Raw genomic sequence first — 17,471 nt, 5'->3', positions numbered from 1 at the left:
GTTGAAGCGGAAACCGGCATGAGTGTCAATCTTTTCGTCCGCACGAAAATACTGGAACCCGTGACAAGGAAGCAAGAAACGGCCTCGTTGCGCAGGTTTGTTTCTTCCACCATGACAACGCGCCGCTTTCTCCTCCTCGTGCTCGGCAGTTCCGCCTTCGCGGCCGAACCCAATCCCAAAGCGGACGACATCGCCGGCAATGAAGCCGTCAAAAAGATCATGGAGACACGCCCCGGACGCGGCGTGATGCGCGATGACACACCGCCCACGGCTGCAAAGGATGCGGTGAAGAAATTCAAGACGCGCAGCGATGTCGCTATCGACCTCATGGCCTCCGAGCCTGTCGTCGAGCAGCCACTTTATGCGAGCTGGGACTCGAAAGGCCGCATGTGGGTCACGCAGTATCGCCAATACCAGTTCCCGGCCGGATTGAAGATCATCAGCTACGACCAGCATCTCCGCGCGAAGTTCGACAAAGTGCCGCTGCCGCCGCCGCGTGGCGAAAAAGGCGCGGACAAGATCACCGTCTTCGAAGACACCGATGGCGACGGCTTTTTCGACAAGCACACCGATGTCATCACCGGCCTGAACATCGCCAGCGCCGCGCTGCACGGCATGAACCGTATCTGGGTGCTGAATCCGCCGTATTTGCTCAGCTATCCCGATGCGAATGGCGATGCGTTGCCCGATGGCGATCCCGAGGTCGAACTCAGCGGCTTCGGCCTCGAAGACACGCACAGCGTCGCCACAAACCTGCAATGGGGTATGGACGGCTGGCTCTATGGCGCCAACGGCAGCACCACCACCGGCAACGTCAGCAGCGCGAACACCAAAAACGTGAAATGGGAAGGCCAGTGCATCTGGCGCTATCATCCGAAGAAGAAGACCTTCGAAATCTACGCCGAAGGCGGCGGCAACACCTTCAGTCTCGACATCGACAGCAAGGGTCGCATTTTTTCCGGCACCAACGGCGCGAGCCGCGGCATGCACTACGAGCAGGGCAGCTACGGCATCAAAGGTTGGGGCAAACACGGCCCGCTCACCAATCCCTATGCCTTTGGCTGGTTCGAGCACATGAAGCACGAGGGCGACAACAAACGCTTCCCGCAAGCTTTCACCGTCTATGAAGGCGGACTGCTCGGCAGCGCCTACGAAGGCCGCATCATCGCGCCCAATGCGCTGCAAAACCTCGTCTATGTCAGTGAGCGCATCGCCGACGGCTCCACCTTCCGAACGAAGGACGAAGAGCAGCTCATCACCACCACCGACCGCTGGTTCCGCCCCGTCTGGGCCGGCGTCGGCCCCGATGGCGGCTTCTACATGGCCGACTGGTATGACACCCGCCTCAGCCACGTCAGCCCCGTCGATGACTGGCACAAAACCAGCGGCCGCATCTACCGCGTGCGTCCTGCAAGTGGTGCGCCGAAGTTGAAGGCGTTTGATTTGAGCAAGGCGAGTGGCGAGGAGTTGTTAGGCTACTTGAGTCATCCGAACGAGTGGTTCCGGAAGCAGGCGGTGCTGGAGATTGCCTGGAAACGCCAAGCAGACGTAGCGCCCAAGCTGTCTCAAATGCTCGATGGTCCGCAAGCGCTGGAGGCACTTTGGGGACTAGCTATGTTGGATGAGGCGTTCAACCACGAAAACCAAGAGGTTAGAGCCGAAGCTCACGGCGCATTGGCGAAGGCGTTCAACAGCAAAGACCCGTACGTGCGTCGATGGGCAGTGAAGATGTCAGGAGAGCTTGGCCCGTCATGGTTAAGCGTGATGTCGCTTAGCCTCCTACGCAATGAGTCGCACCCTGAAGTCCGCGCCCAAATCCTCGCTACCGCGAAGAAATTGCCAGCCACGAGCGCTTTGCCGCTCTTGTGGAGCGCCGAAGCGCGTAGCCAAGCTCGCCAGAGCTTGGACCGCACGTCCCCCAATCCATCTTCTGGCGAAGATGGCTACGATCCTAGCGGCCATCTCCCGCTGCTCGCATGGTGGGCGCTCGAATCGAAGGCCGAGAAAGAACGCGAAGCCGTCTTTGCCTTCCTCAAGTCCGATGCCGCCTTCCTCAAGACAGCCCTCTTCCGCGACCACCTCGCCGAAAAACTCGCCAAGCGTTATGCGCTGGCCGGTGGCGAAGAAAACTTCCAGTCCTGCGCCGATCTGCTCGCGTTGACGAACGACGACACGCTGCGCGGCAAGTTCATCGCGGGCATCGCGTCGGCGTTTGAAGGCGCGGAGATGCCGAAACTGCCGGAGTCGCTCACCAAGGCCCTCAACGATTACATGGCGAAGCAAAGCGGCGGTGATCTCACGCTTGCGTTGCGCAGCGGCAGCAAGGAAGCGCTTAAAGACGCCTTGAAGTTGCTCGATGACAAAAAGGCTAGCAACACCGCGCGCATTGCCATCGCGAAGACCTTGGCCGAACTCGGCAAACAAGACGCCGTGATGCCGATGGTGAATATTTTGAAGGCCACGAACCCTGCCAGCCTCAAACGCGGCATCCTCCAGGCAGCGGCCAAGTTTGACGACAAACGCATCCCCGAAGCGTTGCTGCTCGGCTGGGAAGGCCAGATCGCCGGTGACAAGGCGCTGCGTGAAGATGCACTGCGCGTCATGGCCGGTCGCAAAGAATGGGCGCAGATTCTAGTGAGCTTCGTCAACGACTGGAAGGTGCCCGTGAAGCACTTCACCATCGACATCGTGCGCCAACTCAGCCTGTACAAAGACGCGGACATCGACGCCGCTATCGACAAGCACTGGAAAGGCCTCCTCGTCACCGGTCCGACCGAAGCGAAGAAAAAAGAAGCCGAACGCATCAAGGCCGTGCTCAAAACCGGTCTCGGCGATGCCGACAAAGGCAAGCTGCAGTTCGCCGGACGCTGCGCCATCTGCCACACGCTCTTTGGCGAAGGTGGGAAGATCAGCCCCGACCTCACCGGCTACGACCGCAGCAACGTGGACTTCTGGCTCGACAACATCTTCAACCCCAGCATGGAAATCCGCGAAGGCTTCGGCGCCTACATCGTGAAAACCAAGAGCGGCCAGCTCCTCACCGGCCTCATGGACGCGCAGGATGCCAGCGGCATCGTCATCAAGGACATCGCCAACAACAAGACTCCCGTGAAGCAGGCCGACATCGAGAAGATGGAGGCGTCACCGATCTCCCTGATGCCCGAAGGCCTCACCACCGGCATGAGCGATGCCGACTTGAAGGACTTCTTTGCGTATCTAATGAAGAAGTGACTCAGGCGAGAGCAGGAACCCGCAAGCCTTCCAAAACGGCAAGATCGCGTGCCTTGAGGTCGAAACTCCAAAACGTGTCGCATCCCAGCAACTGCGCGGATACGACGTGCAGCAGATCATAAGTGCGGAAGCCATGCTTTGCAGTGTGGCGCAGCGCCAGCTCCTCAAACCGCTCCTTCAAGCGCGAATAGGGCACCTGCGCCGGACGCACGAACTCTAGAGTCGGGTAAAGCAGTTGGTGTCCGCGTAAAGAATCATGCGGCGTCTTCTTCACCCGCAAGCCAGCGATCAAGGCCCGCTGCCTGCTCCGCAGTCCATGCCGGCATGCCAAGGGAGCGCAGCCGCCCCCAGTAAGAATCAAAATCAGGCGCACGGAGGCGGGCAGGCGTGGCCTGGATGTCCGTTTTGAAATCAGCCATCGCCTCTATGAAGCGGCGCTGCTCTGCGGGGGGCAGGGCTTTGACTTGCAGGAGTAGATCGCGGGCGCTCACGGCTTTAAGATACAATGTCCGTGCCTATTCCAACAACAGGCTTTTCAAAGCGGGCTGGCGCTACGCATACAGCACGCGAAACGGTCGCAGCCAGGTGATGACGATGCCGATGATGAGAGCGCCGAGGCCGGCGAGGTCGGCGTAGGGCAGATCGAGATGCGCGAAGATGGCGATGCCTGAATACACCGCACCGAGGCCGGAGATGGAGGCGGCGATGTTGTACACATGGCGGCCGAGGTGGTGGTCGTTGGTGAAGGCGGCGGCGTTGGCGACAGCGGCGAGAATGCAGGTGAGGGCGACGAATCCTGAACTGGCCTCACCATAGACATAGCCGAGCACCAAGGCCGTGAGGGACAGGAAAATGAGCCAGCCGACGACGACGCCTTCCCAGTACTCGCGCGGCTTGAGCGCCTGGCGGGCGAAGCGGTCCATGGCGACGAAGAAAGTGCTGAAACCACGGGCGAGATGCGACCACAAAGCGAAGACGAGCCATGCGCCGATGACGACATTGGCCCAGAAGGGCGCGACGGTCTTGAGGTAGCCGCTGAGCACCTTGTAACCGATGAAACCGCCGATCATGATGACGTTTTGCCGGCCTTCGGTGAACTGGTTCATCCAGTGGCAGAAGCGGATGTTGGTGCGATAAACCCACGAACGCGCACGGAAGGACTCGATGAGTCCCATGCGCGCCGCTTCGTTCATGGGATTGAGCCGCAGGGCCTCCATGAAGTGCTCGTTGGCCTTTTTGTGATCGCCTTCCATCACGGCCTGCCAGCCGGCGCTGGTGTGGGCGCTGTCGTCCTCGGCGTTGCGCTGGAGCTGGTAGTTGATGAGGTGTTTGTTATCACCGTCCTTTTTTTGCAGCAGCAGGGCGGCGGAGAGGACTTCGGCGGCCATGGTGTTCTCGGTGTCGAGTGCTAGCGCAGCACGGGCGGCTGCTTCAGCTTTGGGATAATCGCGCAGCCGCAGATGCAGGCGTGAGAGCACGGCATGGCTGAAATCGCTGTCAGGATCGAGACCGACGGCTTCCTCGGCTTGCTGGAGCGCTTCTTTGATCGCTCCGGTCTGGCCGTCTTTGGCGTTCGCATTCAAGGCGAGCGCGAAAACGCTGCGGGCGAAGGCGTTTTCGGGTTCGAGGGCCACGGCGCGGCGCGCGGCGTCGATGGATTTGGGTGCGGTGTCATCATCCTGCATCCAGCACAGCGCGAGCATGATGAAGCTGGGCGTGTGATGCGCGTCGAGTTCGAGCGCCTGCTTGTAACACGCGACGGCATCTGGCAGGCGGTGCTGGCTTTGCAGCAACTGACCACGGGCGAAGGCGGCGTCGGGCGTGGGATGAAGAGCGTCGGACATATTTCAGCGCTTCATGAGGCCAAGATGCTTCAGCACGTCGTCGTAGAAGCCGCTTTGGTTTGAATACATCGCGTAATTCTTGGCGCTCTCGAACCAGGCCTTCGTGGTGGCTTGATGACGGCCTGCGGCTTTGATGAGATCTTTCGTGGTGAGCGGGATGACTTTGCCGGTCTTCATCGCCTGGTTCAACACCTCCTCGGTTGCCAGATCGAAGACCGCCTTCAGGTCAGCGCCGGAGAAGCCGTCGGTCTTCTTCGCCAGGGCACGAGGATCAAGCTCGGCGATGGGTTTCTTCTGCGCCATGACCTCAATGATGGCAGCGCGGCCGCCTTCATCCGGCGGCGGAACGAACAGCGTGCGGTCGAAACGGCCGGGGCGACGAAACGCGGAGTCGATGTGCCACGGCGCATTGGTGGCGCCGAGAATGAGCACGCCGTCGTTGTCGGACTCCGAGCCGTCCATCTCCATGAGGAAGGAGTTGATGATGTTGCGGCCGGCGCTTTGCCGCAGATCGCGGCGGTCGGCGGCGAGAGCGTCGATCTCATCGAAAAACAAAATGCTCGGGGCATTGCGGCGGGCGAGTTCGAAGACCTCGTGCATGTTTTTCTCGGAGTTCCCGATCCACATGTCGATGATCTGATGCAGGCCGATGGCGATGAAGTTGGCTTTGATCTCACCCGCGGTGGCTTTGCTGATGAGCGTCTTGCCACAGCCCGGCGGGCCATAGAGCAAGACGCCGCCGCCGACTTTTTTGTCGTAGGCCTTGAACAACTCCGCGTGCTGCAACGGGTAGATGATCTTCATGCGGATCTCCTCTTTGAGCGCCTCCATGCCGCCGACGCCGGCGAAATTGAGCTTGGGTTTCTCCATCTCCGCCAAACCGAGATCAAACGCCGCCCCACCACGCGGATGACCGTCATCGTCATCCTCTTTGTCTTTCGCAGACTCCATGTAGCTGCCGCCGGAGGTGATGGCGGCACGTTTGCGGCCTGCGCCGTCGTCTTCGGACGGTTTGACGCCGTGGAGGTCTTTTTCGATGCCGGGATCGGCCAGCGAGCGATTCAGCGCGATGCCTTGGTCATACATGGCCTTCGCTTTGGGCAGATCGCCCTCGGTGATGTGAATGCGTGCGAGGAGGATGAAGGCGGCGGCGCAGGCGGGCGTGTCGGCGATGATTTGTTCGGCACGCACGGCGGCTTGCGAGGTCTTGCCCTGCAGCAACGCGACATGGGCAAGGCCAAGTCGTGCGTCGGCATGCGCGGGATCGTTTTGCAGCACGCGCTGGAAAGTCTGCTCCGCTTCCTCGACGAGTCCTTCATCCAGGCAACCGTCTGCAAAGAGCACCAGCAGCGGGGCGTTGTCGGGCGAATGTTGCAGGGCGAGGCGAAGCGCGTCGAGATTTTGAGCCATGTGCGCGACTCCAGCGTCTTCACGATCACGCCGCAAGACTTTTTCTACTCTGGACGAGTTAAAACACACCCGGTTGGAATTCTTCTTGCCTCAATTGTGATTTCGCCCACCTCTGCCTGATGAAACTGCCAATCCTGCTTGTCGCTTCACTTGTACTTAGTCTCAGCACGTTGCTGCGGGCGCAGTTATCGGAGTCGCGTTCATGGAAGGATGTAACGGGCCGGGTGATCCAAGCTGAGTTTGTGACTGCGGATGATAAGTCGGTGACCCTGAAGGTCGGCGGGAAGGATTTTCCGCTGCCACTGGAGCGGCTTGCGGCGGAAGATCGGGAATGGATCAAGCAGAAGATGACTCCAGCACCTGCGGCGGCTGTTTCAGTAGCGACGACGACTCTTGGCGAACTCAAGATCGCGGGTGTAACGATCAAACCTGGTGTGAAGGCGGAGTTTGAAGCGCCACTGTCTGAAACACTGCTGGCAAAGCTCAAGAAGCGCATCGGCAGCGCCAAAGACAGCTACTCGGACATCGACATGACCAAGGCGGCGGTGGGGCTGTTTGTACCCGCCAATTTTGATCCGGCAAAGTCCTGGCCGATCATGATCGTGAGTGTGACGGACAGTGGTCGAGACAAAGGCAAGTTTCCTTCCAGCGTGAAGTCGATGGGCAGCTTCATCGACGCGGCCAAAGATCTCGGCTGGGTGGTGCTGGCTGCGGATTGTCCCGGTAATCTGACACCTGGGCTGCCCTTCAATCGATGCGGTTTGGCTGAAGCGGGGCTGGAGGCGATGGCGGCGGCCTGGCCGAACTCAAAGACCTGGCCTATCGCCACCGGCGGCTTTTCCGGCGGCGCGAAATACTCCGGCTGGTTGGGTGGCTGGTTTTGCGAAGGCGGACGCCAAGTGCTTGGCATGTTCATGGGCGGCTGCAATGCGGATATGGCCACCATGGCTATCGACGAAATCAAGCCACCGAAAAAACAGTTCACTGCCGCCAAAGTCTTCCTCAGCTCCGGCAAGGAGGACAAGATCGCGGGCCCTATACCGACGGCGGAAGTCGCCAAGTCCCTCAAGCGCAGCGGATTCGATGCCGTGAAAGTCGAGGCCTTCGACGGTGGCCATGAAGTGAACAAAGCGCATGTGCTAGCAGCGATGAGGTGGTTCGCTGAGCCTCCTACCACCAAGGAGAAGTAGCGAAGTTTCACGACACTACATCTGCCGCCGATACGACTCCACTTTGGCAATGAAGGCCTGCCATTTCGCGCCGAGCCTGCCGCGATCGAGGAGAAAATGGGGGCAGAGCTTGTGGCCAAGGTCGCGGTGGTCGTCGTGACGAATCATGCGCCAGTGCATGTGCGGGACGATGTGAGAGATGGGAATGCCGTGCTGTTTCATGAGCCAGGCGGTGAGGCGGGCGGTCTTGTCGATGGTGCGGGCACGGTCATTGCCGCGATTTTCGCACATTTCGATGCCGATGGAGCTGCGATTGCCCTGGCCGTCATAATCAGCGTGTTCGCCGCGTTCGTTGGTGGGTAGGCTCTGGTAGATCGAGTGGTCATCCACGGTGAAATGCCAGCCGACATAGCCGATGGCGTTGTGACGGCCTTTGAGAGCACCGGTTTTGAGCATCTGGGCATGCGCATAGGCATTGCCGCCACGCGAGCGGTTTTCCGTGGCGTGAATGGTGACGTACTGCGGCGACATCGACCGGGAATAGGTGCGTGAGTATCGGCCTCGCGGCACCAGATCGACCGTGACTCCGGGCGGAGTGCGCTGCGGCACCATGACCGCACAGGAACTGAGCAGGGAGGCGACGAGCACGCCGCGGACGATTTGTGGGAAATTCATAAATGGGGGAAAGCAGATACCGTGACAAGATCAGGCCGCAGGATGAAAGAGCAGCCGGGATTTTGCCCTTTTTTCGCCTCAGCATTGGTTTTCAATGAGCTGTGTCGGCGTTGCAAAGATTCTCACTTTCGGTCGTCAGGGCCGGGATTTTGACGCGTGGAAAATTTTTTCGGCGTGGAACCCTTGAAACTGCGATGAGAAACGCTTTTCAGCACAATGGCTGGGAAAAAAATCTCGCCAGAACACCATATCTTGTGCATGATCCACCTCGGCACCCACAGTATATGGTATTTATAGTGCTGGCTGACTTCTCTCCCGCTTCCCCGTAAACTCGACAAATCACCCTTCACTCTGCAACGAAATCGTCATGGAAAAGACCTACAAGATCGGCAACCGCGAGTTCCCACTCGATCAAGACAAAGCAGAAGCAGCCTTCGCCGCCAAGAAGGTCATCAATGGCCGCAAGAGCATGTGTTTTAACCTGCTCCCGCTCAAATTTCAGTGGGCCTATGAGCTGTATCGCAAGATGAAGGCGAACCACTGGGAGCCAGAGGACATCCAGATGCAGAAGGATGTGGAACAGTGGCGCTCCAACGAAATTTCGCAGAACGAGCGCTGGATCATCATGATGGGCATCGGCTATTTCAGCGCTGCCGAGGGCATCGTGGGTGACAACGTGCAGCACGTCGTGCGTGAACTGGTGACCGCGCCGGAATTGAAGCTGGTGCTGGGCCGTCATGCGCATGAGGAGAACATCCACGCGGACTCGCTGCTGTACATGATTTCCTCCCTCGGCATCAATCCGCATGAGTGCGAGGCGATGTTTGAGCAGATCCCGACGATTGTGCGGAAGAACGAATTCGTCACCAAGCACTCGAACAACCTGCGCCGTGACCTTGATCTCACGAAGCTGGAAAATCAGCAGCTCCTGGCGAAGAACATCTTCGTCTTCGGCCAGTGCATGGAAGGCACGCAATTCTATGGCCTGTTCGGCATGATTTTGGCGCTCTACCGCCAGAACAAGTTCCCCGGCATCGGCCAGATGTTCCGCTACACGCTGCGTGACGAGTCGAACCACATCGAAGTGTTCCGCAATCTGTTCATGGACCTCGTCGAAGAGAATCCCGCGCTGTGGACCACCGAGTTCCGCGAAGATCTCGTCAACACCATGCGCGAGGCCGTTTCGCTGGAGAAAGAATTCATCCGCGACTGCCTGCCCGTGAATGCCGTCGGCCTCAGCGCCGAGGAATTCGAGCGCTACATCGATTTCATTGCCGACCGTCGTCTCGCCGACTGCGGCCTGCCTGTGCTCAGCCCCGGTGTCACCAATCCGCTGCCATGGCTGGCGGAGATGATGGACGTGCGGAAAGAGCAGAACTTCTTTGAAGGCAAGGTCACGGACTACCAGAAGTCGTCCGCTCTTGCCGTCTGCGACGACGACGACCTGTAACTGCTCCCCGCTCCCACAATTTTCGCTGGAGTGATCCGGCGGAGGTTTCTTATCATTTCAAATACCTCGCTGCTCCTAATTAAACTCAAACCTGCTCCCGCCATGATCACCAGTCTGCTCCACGAAGACAAAGCCCTCAAGAGAGTCGCCCATACCCCCAAAGACCAAAAGCCGCGCTTCGAATGGAGTGCGTTGACCGTCGGTGCTGCGGATTCCGCTGCTTCCGCCATCAAGGTGAAAGTTGGCGGCAATGAGCGCGACTTCGACGTGGGCGAGATCGCCGACACCGTGGGCAGCGCTTTGGCGGACCTGTTCATGGCACGCCAGAAGGAGGGCGACATCTACAATGAGCAGAACCAGCAGCTCGTGCAGACCATCTCACGTGCCGTGGCCGATGAAATCCAGCAGCGCACTGCCCAGCTTGCCGAGGGAGCCGGCAGCCTGAGCGGGAAAGACATTTATCACTGCATCGAGCGGGCGCTGGTGCGGCACAATGCGCATGACGTGGCACGCAGTCTCGCCGAACGCCGCAAGCGCACCGAGTATGACAGCGTAGCGGACAACAACCTGCCGCACCCGCTCATCGTCTCAACCAAAGTGATCCGCCGCAGCGGCCAACTCGTGCCGTGGAACCACAACAAGATCGAGATCGCCGTGCGCAAGGCCTTCCTCTCCATGGAACTCGACTCCACGCCCGCCGTGCAGGTCGCCGAGTCCGTCAGCCGTGCTGCGGCTGAGGAAAACAAGCAGTTCATGCACATCGAGGACGTGCAGAACCTCGTCGAGGAAGAACTCATGAAGCAGGGCTTCTTCAAAGTCGCCCGCTCCTACATTCAGTATCGGGCGCTGCGCTCGAACATGCGCGAGACCGAGCAGGAAATCGCCGCCGTCACTAACGAGCAGGACAGCGAGCAGCAGCAGGCGCTCCTCGTCGTCAAAGCCAGCCCCACCGAAACCTTCCTCTGGGACGGTGCGGATCTGAAGAAGCGCATCGACTTCGCCATCCTCGGCCTCGACCTCTGCATCAGCCGCAATGAGATCGAGATGGAGCTGCGCCGCTCCTTGAACTCCGACATCACGCTCGACGATCTGCGTCAGACCGTGATCCTCAATGCCAAGACCTTGATGCAGAAGGACGCCGACTTCGCCAAGTTCGCCGCACGCATCCGCCTCAGCTACATCTATGAAGAAGTGCTCGGCTGGGACATCGTTCGCGACGGCATCGAGTCCCTGCGCGACTTCCATCGCCGCGCCTTCCGCCGCAATCTCGCCCGTGGCGTCGAGATCGACCGCATCAGCCCTCGCCTCCTTGAGTTCGACCTCGACAAGCTTGCCGACGCTCTCGATCCGGCCGCCGACATGGACTTCGACTTCCTCGGCATCCAGACGCTCTACGACCGCTATTTGATCGTCGATAAGAAGATCAAGCCCAGCAAGCGCCTCGAAGCACCGCAGCTCTTCTGGATGCGCGTCGCCATGGGCCTCTGCATTCGTGAAGAGAACCCCGAGGAGAAAATCATCGCCCTCTACAAGCTCTACAAAGGCCGCCGCTTCTGCTCCAGCACGCCCACGCTCTTCAACAGCGGCACGCACCACTCCCAGCTCTCCTCCTGCTATCTCTACAAGGTGGACGACAGCATCGAGTCCATCATGATTCGCGGCATCGCGGAAAACGCCTTCCTCTCCAAGTGGGCCGGCGGCCTCGGCGGCTCCTGGACCAGCGTGCGCGGCACCGGCGGCTACATCAAAGGCACCAACGGCGAAAGCCAGGGCGTCATCCCCTTCCTCAAGCTGCACAACGACCAGCTCATCGCCGTCAATCAAGGTGGCAAACGTCGCGGCTCCGGCTGCGCCTACCTTGAAGTCTGGCACAACGACATCGAGGACTTCCTCCAGCTCCGCGTGAACACCGGCGACGAACGCCGCCGCACTCACGACCTCAACACCGCCAACTGGATTCCCGATCTCTTCATGAAGCGCATGGAGGCCCGCGAAGGCTGGACCCTGTTCCGCGCCAACGAAGTTCCCGACCTCCACGACCTCTACGGCAGCGCCTTTGAAAAACGCTACGTCGAATACGAGGCCAGGGCCAAGGCCGGCAAAATCTTCGGCAAGGAAGTCGAAGCGCTCGACCTCTGGAAGAAGATGCTCAAGTCCATCTTCGAAACCGGCCATCCGTGGATCACCTTCAAAGATCCTTGCAACGTCCGCAGCCCGCAGGACCACGTCGGCGTCATCCACAGCTCCAATCTCTGCACCGAGATCACGTTGAACACCTCCGCCGATGAAACCGCCGTCTGCAACCTCGGCTCCGTCCTCATCGACAACCACCTCGACGACGCCGGTGCCCTCGATCACGCCAAGCTGCGCGAGACCATCCGCACCGCCGTGCGCATGCTCGACAACGTCATCGACATCAACTTCTACCCCACCGAAGCCGCCCGCACTTCCAACACCCGCCACCGCCCCATCGGCCTCGGCGTCATGGGCCTGCAGTACGCGCTCTATCGCAAAGGCATCCCCTTCGCCTCGAAGGAGGCCGTCGAGTTCAACGACGAGTTCATGGAAGCCGTCGCCTACTACGCCTATGACGCCAGCAGCGACCTCGCTGCCGAAAAAGGCACCTACTCCACCTACAAAGGCAGCAAATGGGATCGCGGCCTCCTCCCGCAGGACACCGTCGATCTCCTCGCCAAAGAACGCGGCATGGAGATCGATGTCCCACGCGGCGGCAAGATGGACTGGAGCGGCCTCCGCGCCAAGATCGCCAAGCACGGCATGCGCAACAGCAACGTCATCGCCATCGCCCCCACCGCCACCATCTCCAACATCATGGGCAGCAGCCCCTGCATCGAGCCCCTCATGAGCAACATGCTCGTGAAGTCCAATCTCTCCGGCGACTTCATGCTGCTCAATCCCTACATCATCCGCGACCTCAAAAAGCGCGGCCTGTGGACCACCGACATCCAGAACAAGCTCAAGTACATGGACGGCGAGATCGAAGGCATCGAAGAAATCCCCGTGGACCTCAAGCGCCGCTACGCCACCGCCTTCAGCATCGACTGGAGCTGGCTCATCGACGCCGCTGCCCGCCGCCAGAAGTGGATCGACCAGTCCCAGTCCCTCAACTTGTTCTGCGGTGACAGCGACATGCGCATCATGTCCCACATGTATCGCGGCGCGTGGAAGAAAGGCCTCAAAACCACCTACTACCTCCGCACCCGCAGCGCCTCCAACATCGAGAAAGCCGACGTCGAAGTGCAGAAGGAAATGCGCAGCAGCGTCATCGCCGGCACCGTCAGCGCCGCCGCTGCCGCCAAACGCGAATACACCGAAGAACAAATCCAAGCCTGCTCCATCGACGCCATGCGGAATGGTGGGACGTGCGAGGCGTGTCAGTAACGGCAGCGCAGGCTGACTCCACGCAATCTTTTCTCACAAATGAGTGAGGAAACTGTGGGCGAATCTGATTCGTCCACAGTTTAGTGTGACTAAACAACGTTATCTGACAGAAAATGAAATCGATCCTCCTTAATCTACTTGCGCTCGTTTGCCTTACCGGATGTTCCTTGTTCTTTGAAGCGGCAGACATCACTCATCGTCGGTCAAAGGCGCTGCCGGAGGGAGGAGTTGTAATAGGCGACCGGTTCTCGGTGCGGGCACCTGCGGGAGGCCTTTACCCGACCCAGAATATCCCGACCAGCGGAGGAGTGACGTTGCGACCGACCGAACCCGCGTTTGATGGCTATGTTTACTTTGTTACCCCATTCTCTTCTCCGTCCGCGCAAACCGCAGATCAAGCGTTCGATGAATGGAATAGGAGACCAGGATTCCAGGGCGTGCAGGTTAACGTGATTGAACGCAAGAGCACGACAGTCTTCGGTAAGAATGCGACAAGAGCAGTTGTCGATGTCGTTCAAGGATCCATTGGACAGATTGCGGCAATGGTCGTTGTGAAACGACAAAATGACTTTCTCATCCTTGCCCGAGGAGATCGCTACTACACGCCGCTGAGGCGTGATCATACGATCGAATTATGCAAGACTGGACTCCATAAGCTTATTCAATCCACGAGCTTAACCGACAGATAACAAGTCGTGGGTGGCAACCGGCGATAACGTCTCTAGTTGAATCGGAGCTTGATCTCGCCGGTGCCACCACTCAAACGTTCGGCCAAGTGCGAAGCCTTTCCCTATAACCATAAATTACCACACTCAACTCTCATAGCCACTCGCCCATGAACTCCATTTCATCCATCATTCGGATCATTTGCGGCCTCGCGCTGATCATCCTGTCATACACTACCTACCAGAACACATTTGCCCATGCAGCGCCAGGCTCACAGCTTCAGATATTTGGCATGGCCACTGGAGCTACATCAGGCCAGCTTACCCTTGGGTTTGTGGTTATCGGACTGATTGGTGCCGGGCTTTTGGCTCTTGGAGTGATCGGTATTTTGAAGAGCCGCCAGTGACAGCGATGCGACTCGCAACAAACAGGCCGAACAAAACGGATGCAGGCAACGGCTCGTATGGCATCTGTCGTGTCATCGACGCCTCCCGCTCGCCGTCGCCTGATCCGAAGCGTTCGCCAACAAGATGAAGTGCTTCTTCACAGTTTTGATCATTTTGACGACACTTTCTTCTTTCGGGCAGAATGTCCTTCGCATGAATGAGGATACTGTCGATTCTGCCGAACTGAAGAAGACTTACGATCACTACGTGGGCAGCGAGTTTTCAGATATTGCGCATGAGCTCGCAAAGCGTGCCGGAGAAAATTCAATCCTCCAAAGTTACATTCCAAATGAAAAATTAGCAGAGCCGTGGACGCATAGCATGGCGTTGACACTTTCACAGGCTTGGCGTTTTCACACCGATTACGCCGTGCGGAAGGAACCGCGCGGAAGAATATTCGAGGTTCTGATGCAGGTCGTCGAAGACGATGAGATCGGAGCCGGAAGAAGGATTGCGCTTGGCGAGATTGCGACGCGTCTTCACTGGGGGAGTTATCCGGCCACTAACGACGGTAGCTTGCCTCCCATGGAGGACACCATTCGGCGGCTCTCTGCCATCGCTCAGGATCAACATGAAGATGCTGCGTTGCGAAGGGCGATTGTTCCGATCCTCTATCAATATGGTGATCCCAACGCCTATCTTGATTTGGCGATTGAACTGACTTCAGCGGAAACCAGCCCTCTTGCAATCGGCGAAACCTTCCGCTTTGCCACACCCGTTCGGAATTCAGACAGATTGACACCAGCGAATCGCGCCAAGTATTTGAACCACGTCTTCCAGCTTCTCGAAAAAATTGACGACAAGAGGTCGGGAACTGGATATTTCCTCGCAATGCACATTGGAGCATTTGTTGGGGTGAAGCCAGTCAGACCTGGTCAAGGATCGTTCGCACCTGATCAACGACTTCCCGAGTATCAGGGTGAGCACGGACTCACAGAGTTCTTCTTCCAGACTACTGTCGATAATGCCATAAAGTGGTGGGCGGAGAACAAGAACAAGTATCAAGAGGCGAACAAAACGGATGCAGGCAACGGCTCGAAGGCTATCTGTCGTGCCAGCAACGTCTTGCGCTCGCCGTCGCCTGATCCGAAGCGTTAGCCGCTTTCGCACATTCCCTATGAACCCGCTCGAAGAACTAAAACTGAAACGCTTCCAATATCTCAAAGCTCTCTATGAGGCGACTGGCGGCAGCAGCAGCGCATACATTCAGACGCCGTATGTCCTCGGAGAGACTTTGGGTTTCTCAGGCGACGAGACGATGCGCATTGATGAGTACCTACGAGGCGAAGGGTTGGTGAAGCGACTTGGACTTGCGGGCGAAACCACAATTACCCATCAAGGCGTTGTCGAGGTAGAGGCCGCTCTCTCTCAGCCGCAAAAGCCGACCGAGCATTTTCCGCCTGTCGTCAACATCCTGAACGTCCAGCAGATGTATGGTTCGCAGATTCAGCAGGGCACTTCGCACAGCACGCAGAGTCTCACGCTCCAGGCCGCCGACCTAAAAGCGATTCAGGAGTTCATCACTCAACTGAAGCCGCAATTGTCCAACCTCGGTCTGTCAGGCGACGCGCTTCAAGAAGCTACCTCCGATATTTCCACCGTCGAAGCTCAGCTTGCCTCAACCAAACCCAAACCGGGAATCTTGAAGGAGTCGCTCACCAGCCTCCGCACAATTCTCGAAGGCGTTGCCGGCAACATGATTGCATCTGGTTTGTCCGGGCAGATTCCGGCTCTACTGGCGCTCTTCAACTGATGAACCAAGCGGCTAACCATGCGCTGCAGCGAACCGCTCCGTGCGTCACTGAGCTTAGGGTCGTTCGCCCAACTAACGGCGTCAATCGCCACTTTACGCCACGATGATGGATTGCTCGATCTATTGCCCCCACTGCCACAAACACACTGCACCTCGGATGGGGGGACATCAGAGGGAAGGAAGTTATGGAAGCACCGTAACAGTTCCAGCTATCGCCGACGTCCACGGGCATCAATGGTGGATCGGCATCTGCAATAGTTGTCAGATGCCAGTTTTGATTCACGAGAACGGGTCTACAGTTTATCCATCGCCACAGCCAAGCCCGACTGATCCTCTTATCCCAGAGAGCTTGGCAGACGATCTGGATGAAGCTAAGGTTTGTTTCACGAACGAGTGCTATCAAGCTACGGCAGTCATGGCACGGAGATGTATTCAGAGGGCCTGCGTTGAGAAGGGCGGCGACCCAAAGAAGCGACTTGTCGATCAGATCGCTGCGCTGACCTCCGCAGGACACATTACGAAGGACATTGAAGACTGGGCCACAGTTATTAGGTTCATCGGGAATGACGGTGCCCATCCTGGGTCCGATTCGGTCACTGATGAGGAGGCTGAAGACTGCCTGAAACTCGCGGAACAGTTTCTACATGTTTTGTTCGTGACTCCAGCGCTCGCTCAGCAGAGGTTGGCCGCCCGTAATGCTTCGAAGACCAAATGACACACCATCATCCCAGAACAAAGGCGAACAAAATGGATGCAGGCAACGGCTCGGGGAAACGACGTCAGGCTGCAACAAATCAACAACCCTGCCTTCAAGCCTGATCCGCCGCGCTCAAGCAAAGGCCCAACGGGACGTTCGTCAGGCAGCCCAGGAGTGCCGAGCGCCAGCGAGCGCTCTCCTGGGAACCTGGCCCCCACGCACCCCGCCGGAGCATGAACCTCAACGAGGTTCCGTCACCCGAAGCGGATCTTGAGTCCGGCCATTGCACGCCGTTCCGCCTGCCGTCTCCATCACCCAGGGCACACGGCCCGGAAACCCGCTGCAAACCGGATTTGCCCGCGATCATTTCCCGTTTGTCCGGGGGCCGTTTGCCTTTGATCCCGATCATTTGGCAAATGATCCAGGACAAACGGCCTTTGATCCCGGTCATTTCTGAAATGTCCGGGGCATGTCGCTTTTGATCGCGATCAAACCAGAACTGATCGGGGACATTTCCCAACTGATCCCGATCATTGGCCATCTGCTCGCGGACAGTTTCGAAATGATCCGGGACAGATTGGTTTTGATCGGATGGTTTTGGCAGCCAGCAAGAGAACAGGCGCTGGTGCAGCGGGTGAATCCCGCGCTGAAACCAGTCATCCATGAAACGGCGTCAGAGGGCCAAAAATCAATCACCCCGTCTTCAAGCCTGATCCGTCGGGCTAAGG

The 17,471-nt window shown here is 58.3% G+C and carries 15 protein-coding genes; 9 read left to right on the top strand and 6 right to left on the bottom strand.

Going from position 1 to position 17,471, the window contains the following annotated elements; translation table 11 throughout:
* Positions 1–111 precede the first annotated feature (111 nt).
* Positions 112–3,231: a c-type cytochrome gene (locus tag ACKVY0_RS02640; RefSeq protein ID WP_409213236.1), complete on the top strand. Its 3,120-nt coding sequence runs from the start codon at positions 112–114 to the stop codon at positions 3,229–3,231.
* Between the two features lies 1 nt (position 3,232).
* On the opposite strand, the gene ACKVY0_RS02635 is transcribed toward ACKVY0_RS02640, so the two are convergent.
* The 4 genes from ACKVY0_RS02635 to ACKVY0_RS02620 are packed head-to-tail and all read right to left on the bottom strand — an operon-like array spanning position 3,233 to position 6,485.
* Complete coding sequence (locus ACKVY0_RS02635; RefSeq protein WP_409213235.1) at positions 3,233–3,505, bottom strand: hypothetical protein; 273 nt, start codon at positions 3,503–3,505, stop codon at positions 3,233–3,235.
* Positions 3,486–3,722: a hypothetical protein gene (locus ACKVY0_RS02630; protein ID WP_409213234.1), complete on the bottom strand. Its 237-nt coding sequence runs from the start codon at positions 3,720–3,722 to the stop codon at positions 3,486–3,488. The genes ACKVY0_RS02635 and ACKVY0_RS02630 overlap by 20 nt, the downstream gene beginning before the upstream one ends.
* A 60-nt stretch (positions 3,723–3,782) precedes the next feature.
* Complete coding sequence (locus tag ACKVY0_RS02625; protein ID WP_409213233.1) at positions 3,783–5,075, bottom strand: tetratricopeptide repeat protein; 1,293 nt, start codon at positions 5,073–5,075, stop codon at positions 3,783–3,785.
* Between the two features lie 3 nt (positions 5,076–5,078).
* Positions 5,079–6,485 carry an AAA family ATPase gene (locus ACKVY0_RS02620; RefSeq protein ID WP_409213232.1) on the bottom strand — a complete coding sequence of 469 codons (1,407 nt, stop codon included), beginning with the start codon at positions 6,483–6,485 and terminating at the stop codon, positions 5,079–5,081.
* Positions 6,486–6,604: 119 nt separating this feature from the next.
* Here ACKVY0_RS02620 and ACKVY0_RS02615 point away from each other — a divergent pair, with 119 nt between their 5' ends.
* Positions 6,605–7,675 (top strand): hypothetical protein, encoded by a 1,071-nt coding sequence (locus ACKVY0_RS02615; protein WP_409213231.1) that lies wholly within the window; start codon positions 6,605–6,607, stop codon positions 7,673–7,675.
* Between the two features lie 15 nt (positions 7,676–7,690).
* Here the strand turns inward: ACKVY0_RS02615 and ACKVY0_RS02610 are convergent, their stop codons facing one another.
* A complete protein-coding gene (locus ACKVY0_RS02610) occupies positions 7,691–8,329 on the bottom strand; it encodes an N-acetylmuramoyl-L-alanine amidase family protein (protein WP_409213230.1) in 639 nt (212 codons plus the stop codon).
* A 367-nt stretch (positions 8,330–8,696) separates the two neighbouring features.
* Here ACKVY0_RS02610 and ACKVY0_RS02605 point away from each other — a divergent pair, with 367 nt between their 5' ends.
* The 7 genes from ACKVY0_RS02605 (at position 8,697) to ACKVY0_RS02575 (ending at position 16,761) form a co-directional block, all read left to right on the top strand.
* Complete coding sequence (locus tag ACKVY0_RS02605) at positions 8,697–9,779, top strand: ribonucleotide-diphosphate reductase subunit beta (protein ID WP_409213229.1); 1,083 nt, start codon at positions 8,697–8,699, stop codon at positions 9,777–9,779.
* A gap of 102 nt (positions 9,780–9,881) precedes the next feature.
* Complete coding sequence (locus ACKVY0_RS02600) at positions 9,882–13,181, top strand: ribonucleoside-diphosphate reductase subunit alpha (protein ID WP_409213228.1); 3,300 nt, start codon at positions 9,882–9,884, stop codon at positions 13,179–13,181.
* A 113-nt stretch (positions 13,182–13,294) separates the two neighbouring features.
* Positions 13,295–13,870 carry a hypothetical protein gene (locus ACKVY0_RS02595; protein WP_409213227.1) on the top strand — a complete coding sequence of 192 codons (576 nt, stop codon included), beginning with the start codon at positions 13,295–13,297 and terminating at the stop codon, positions 13,868–13,870.
* 146 nt (positions 13,871–14,016) lie between these two features.
* A complete protein-coding gene (locus tag ACKVY0_RS02590) occupies positions 14,017–14,253 on the top strand; it encodes a hypothetical protein (RefSeq protein ID WP_409213226.1) in 237 nt (78 codons plus the stop codon).
* A 124-nt stretch (positions 14,254–14,377) separates the two neighbouring features.
* On the top strand, positions 14,378–15,391 hold the full coding sequence (locus ACKVY0_RS02585) for a hypothetical protein (RefSeq protein WP_409213225.1): 1,014 nt from the start codon (positions 14,378–14,380) through the stop codon (positions 15,389–15,391).
* A 19-nt stretch (positions 15,392–15,410) separates the two neighbouring features.
* Complete coding sequence (locus tag ACKVY0_RS02580; RefSeq protein WP_409213224.1) at positions 15,411–16,046, top strand: hypothetical protein; 636 nt, start codon at positions 15,411–15,413, stop codon at positions 16,044–16,046.
* A gap of 103 nt (positions 16,047–16,149) precedes the next feature.
* Entirely contained in the window at positions 16,150–16,761 is a 612-nt protein-coding gene (locus tag ACKVY0_RS02575; RefSeq protein ID WP_409213223.1) for a DUF4145 domain-containing protein, read from the top strand.
* 94 nt (positions 16,762–16,855) lie between these two features.
* On the opposite strand, the gene ACKVY0_RS02570 is transcribed toward ACKVY0_RS02575, so the two are convergent.
* Positions 16,856–17,407, bottom strand: a complete 552-nt coding sequence (locus ACKVY0_RS02570) for a hypothetical protein (RefSeq protein WP_409213222.1) — start codon at positions 17,405–17,407, stop codon at positions 16,856–16,858.
* Positions 17,408–17,471 lie beyond the last annotated feature (64 nt).

This window comes from Prosthecobacter sp., from assembly GCF_046154365.1.
In the GTDB taxonomy this organism is placed as follows: domain Bacteria; phylum Verrucomicrobiota; class Verrucomicrobiia; order Verrucomicrobiales; family Verrucomicrobiaceae; genus Prosthecobacter.
The sequence above is the reverse complement of the archived record's forward strand: the minus strand, read 5'-3'. Positions and strand labels throughout refer to the sequence as shown.

What these genes read in the sequence shown, in the direction of transcription:
- ACKVY0_RS02640 (WP_409213236.1), top strand. Translation starts at nt 112, where the DNA reads ATGACAACGCGCCGCTTTCTCCTCCTCGTGCTCGGCAGTTCCGCCTTC.
- ACKVY0_RS02625 (WP_409213233.1), bottom strand. Translation starts at nt 5,075, where the DNA reads ATGTCCGACGCTCTTCATCCCACGCCCGACGCCGCCTTCGCCCGTGGT.
- ACKVY0_RS02620 (WP_409213232.1), bottom strand. Translation starts at nt 6,485, where the DNA reads ATGGCTCAAAATCTCGACGCGCTTCGCCTCGCCCTGCAACATTCGCCC.
- ACKVY0_RS02615 (WP_409213231.1), top strand. Translation starts at nt 6,605, where the DNA reads ATGAAACTGCCAATCCTGCTTGTCGCTTCACTTGTACTTAGTCTCAGC.
- ACKVY0_RS02610 (WP_409213230.1), bottom strand. Translation starts at nt 8,329, where the DNA reads ATGAATTTCCCACAAATCGTCCGCGGCGTGCTCGTCGCCTCCCTGCTC.
- ACKVY0_RS02605 (WP_409213229.1), top strand. Translation starts at nt 8,697, where the DNA reads ATGGAAAAGACCTACAAGATCGGCAACCGCGAGTTCCCACTCGATCAA.
- ACKVY0_RS02600 (WP_409213228.1), top strand. Translation starts at nt 9,882, where the DNA reads ATGATCACCAGTCTGCTCCACGAAGACAAAGCCCTCAAGAGAGTCGCC.
- ACKVY0_RS02595 (WP_409213227.1), top strand. Translation starts at nt 13,295, where the DNA reads ATGAAATCGATCCTCCTTAATCTACTTGCGCTCGTTTGCCTTACCGGA.
- ACKVY0_RS02590 (WP_409213226.1), top strand. Translation starts at nt 14,017, where the DNA reads ATGAACTCCATTTCATCCATCATTCGGATCATTTGCGGCCTCGCGCTG.
- ACKVY0_RS02585 (WP_409213225.1), top strand. Translation starts at nt 14,378, where the DNA reads ATGAAGTGCTTCTTCACAGTTTTGATCATTTTGACGACACTTTCTTCT.
- ACKVY0_RS02580 (WP_409213224.1), top strand. Translation starts at nt 15,411, where the DNA reads ATGAACCCGCTCGAAGAACTAAAACTGAAACGCTTCCAATATCTCAAA.
- ACKVY0_RS02575 (WP_409213223.1), top strand. Translation starts at nt 16,150, where the DNA reads ATGATGGATTGCTCGATCTATTGCCCCCACTGCCACAAACACACTGCA.
- ACKVY0_RS02570 (WP_409213222.1), bottom strand. Translation starts at nt 17,407, where the DNA reads ATGGATGACTGGTTTCAGCGCGGGATTCACCCGCTGCACCAGCGCCTG.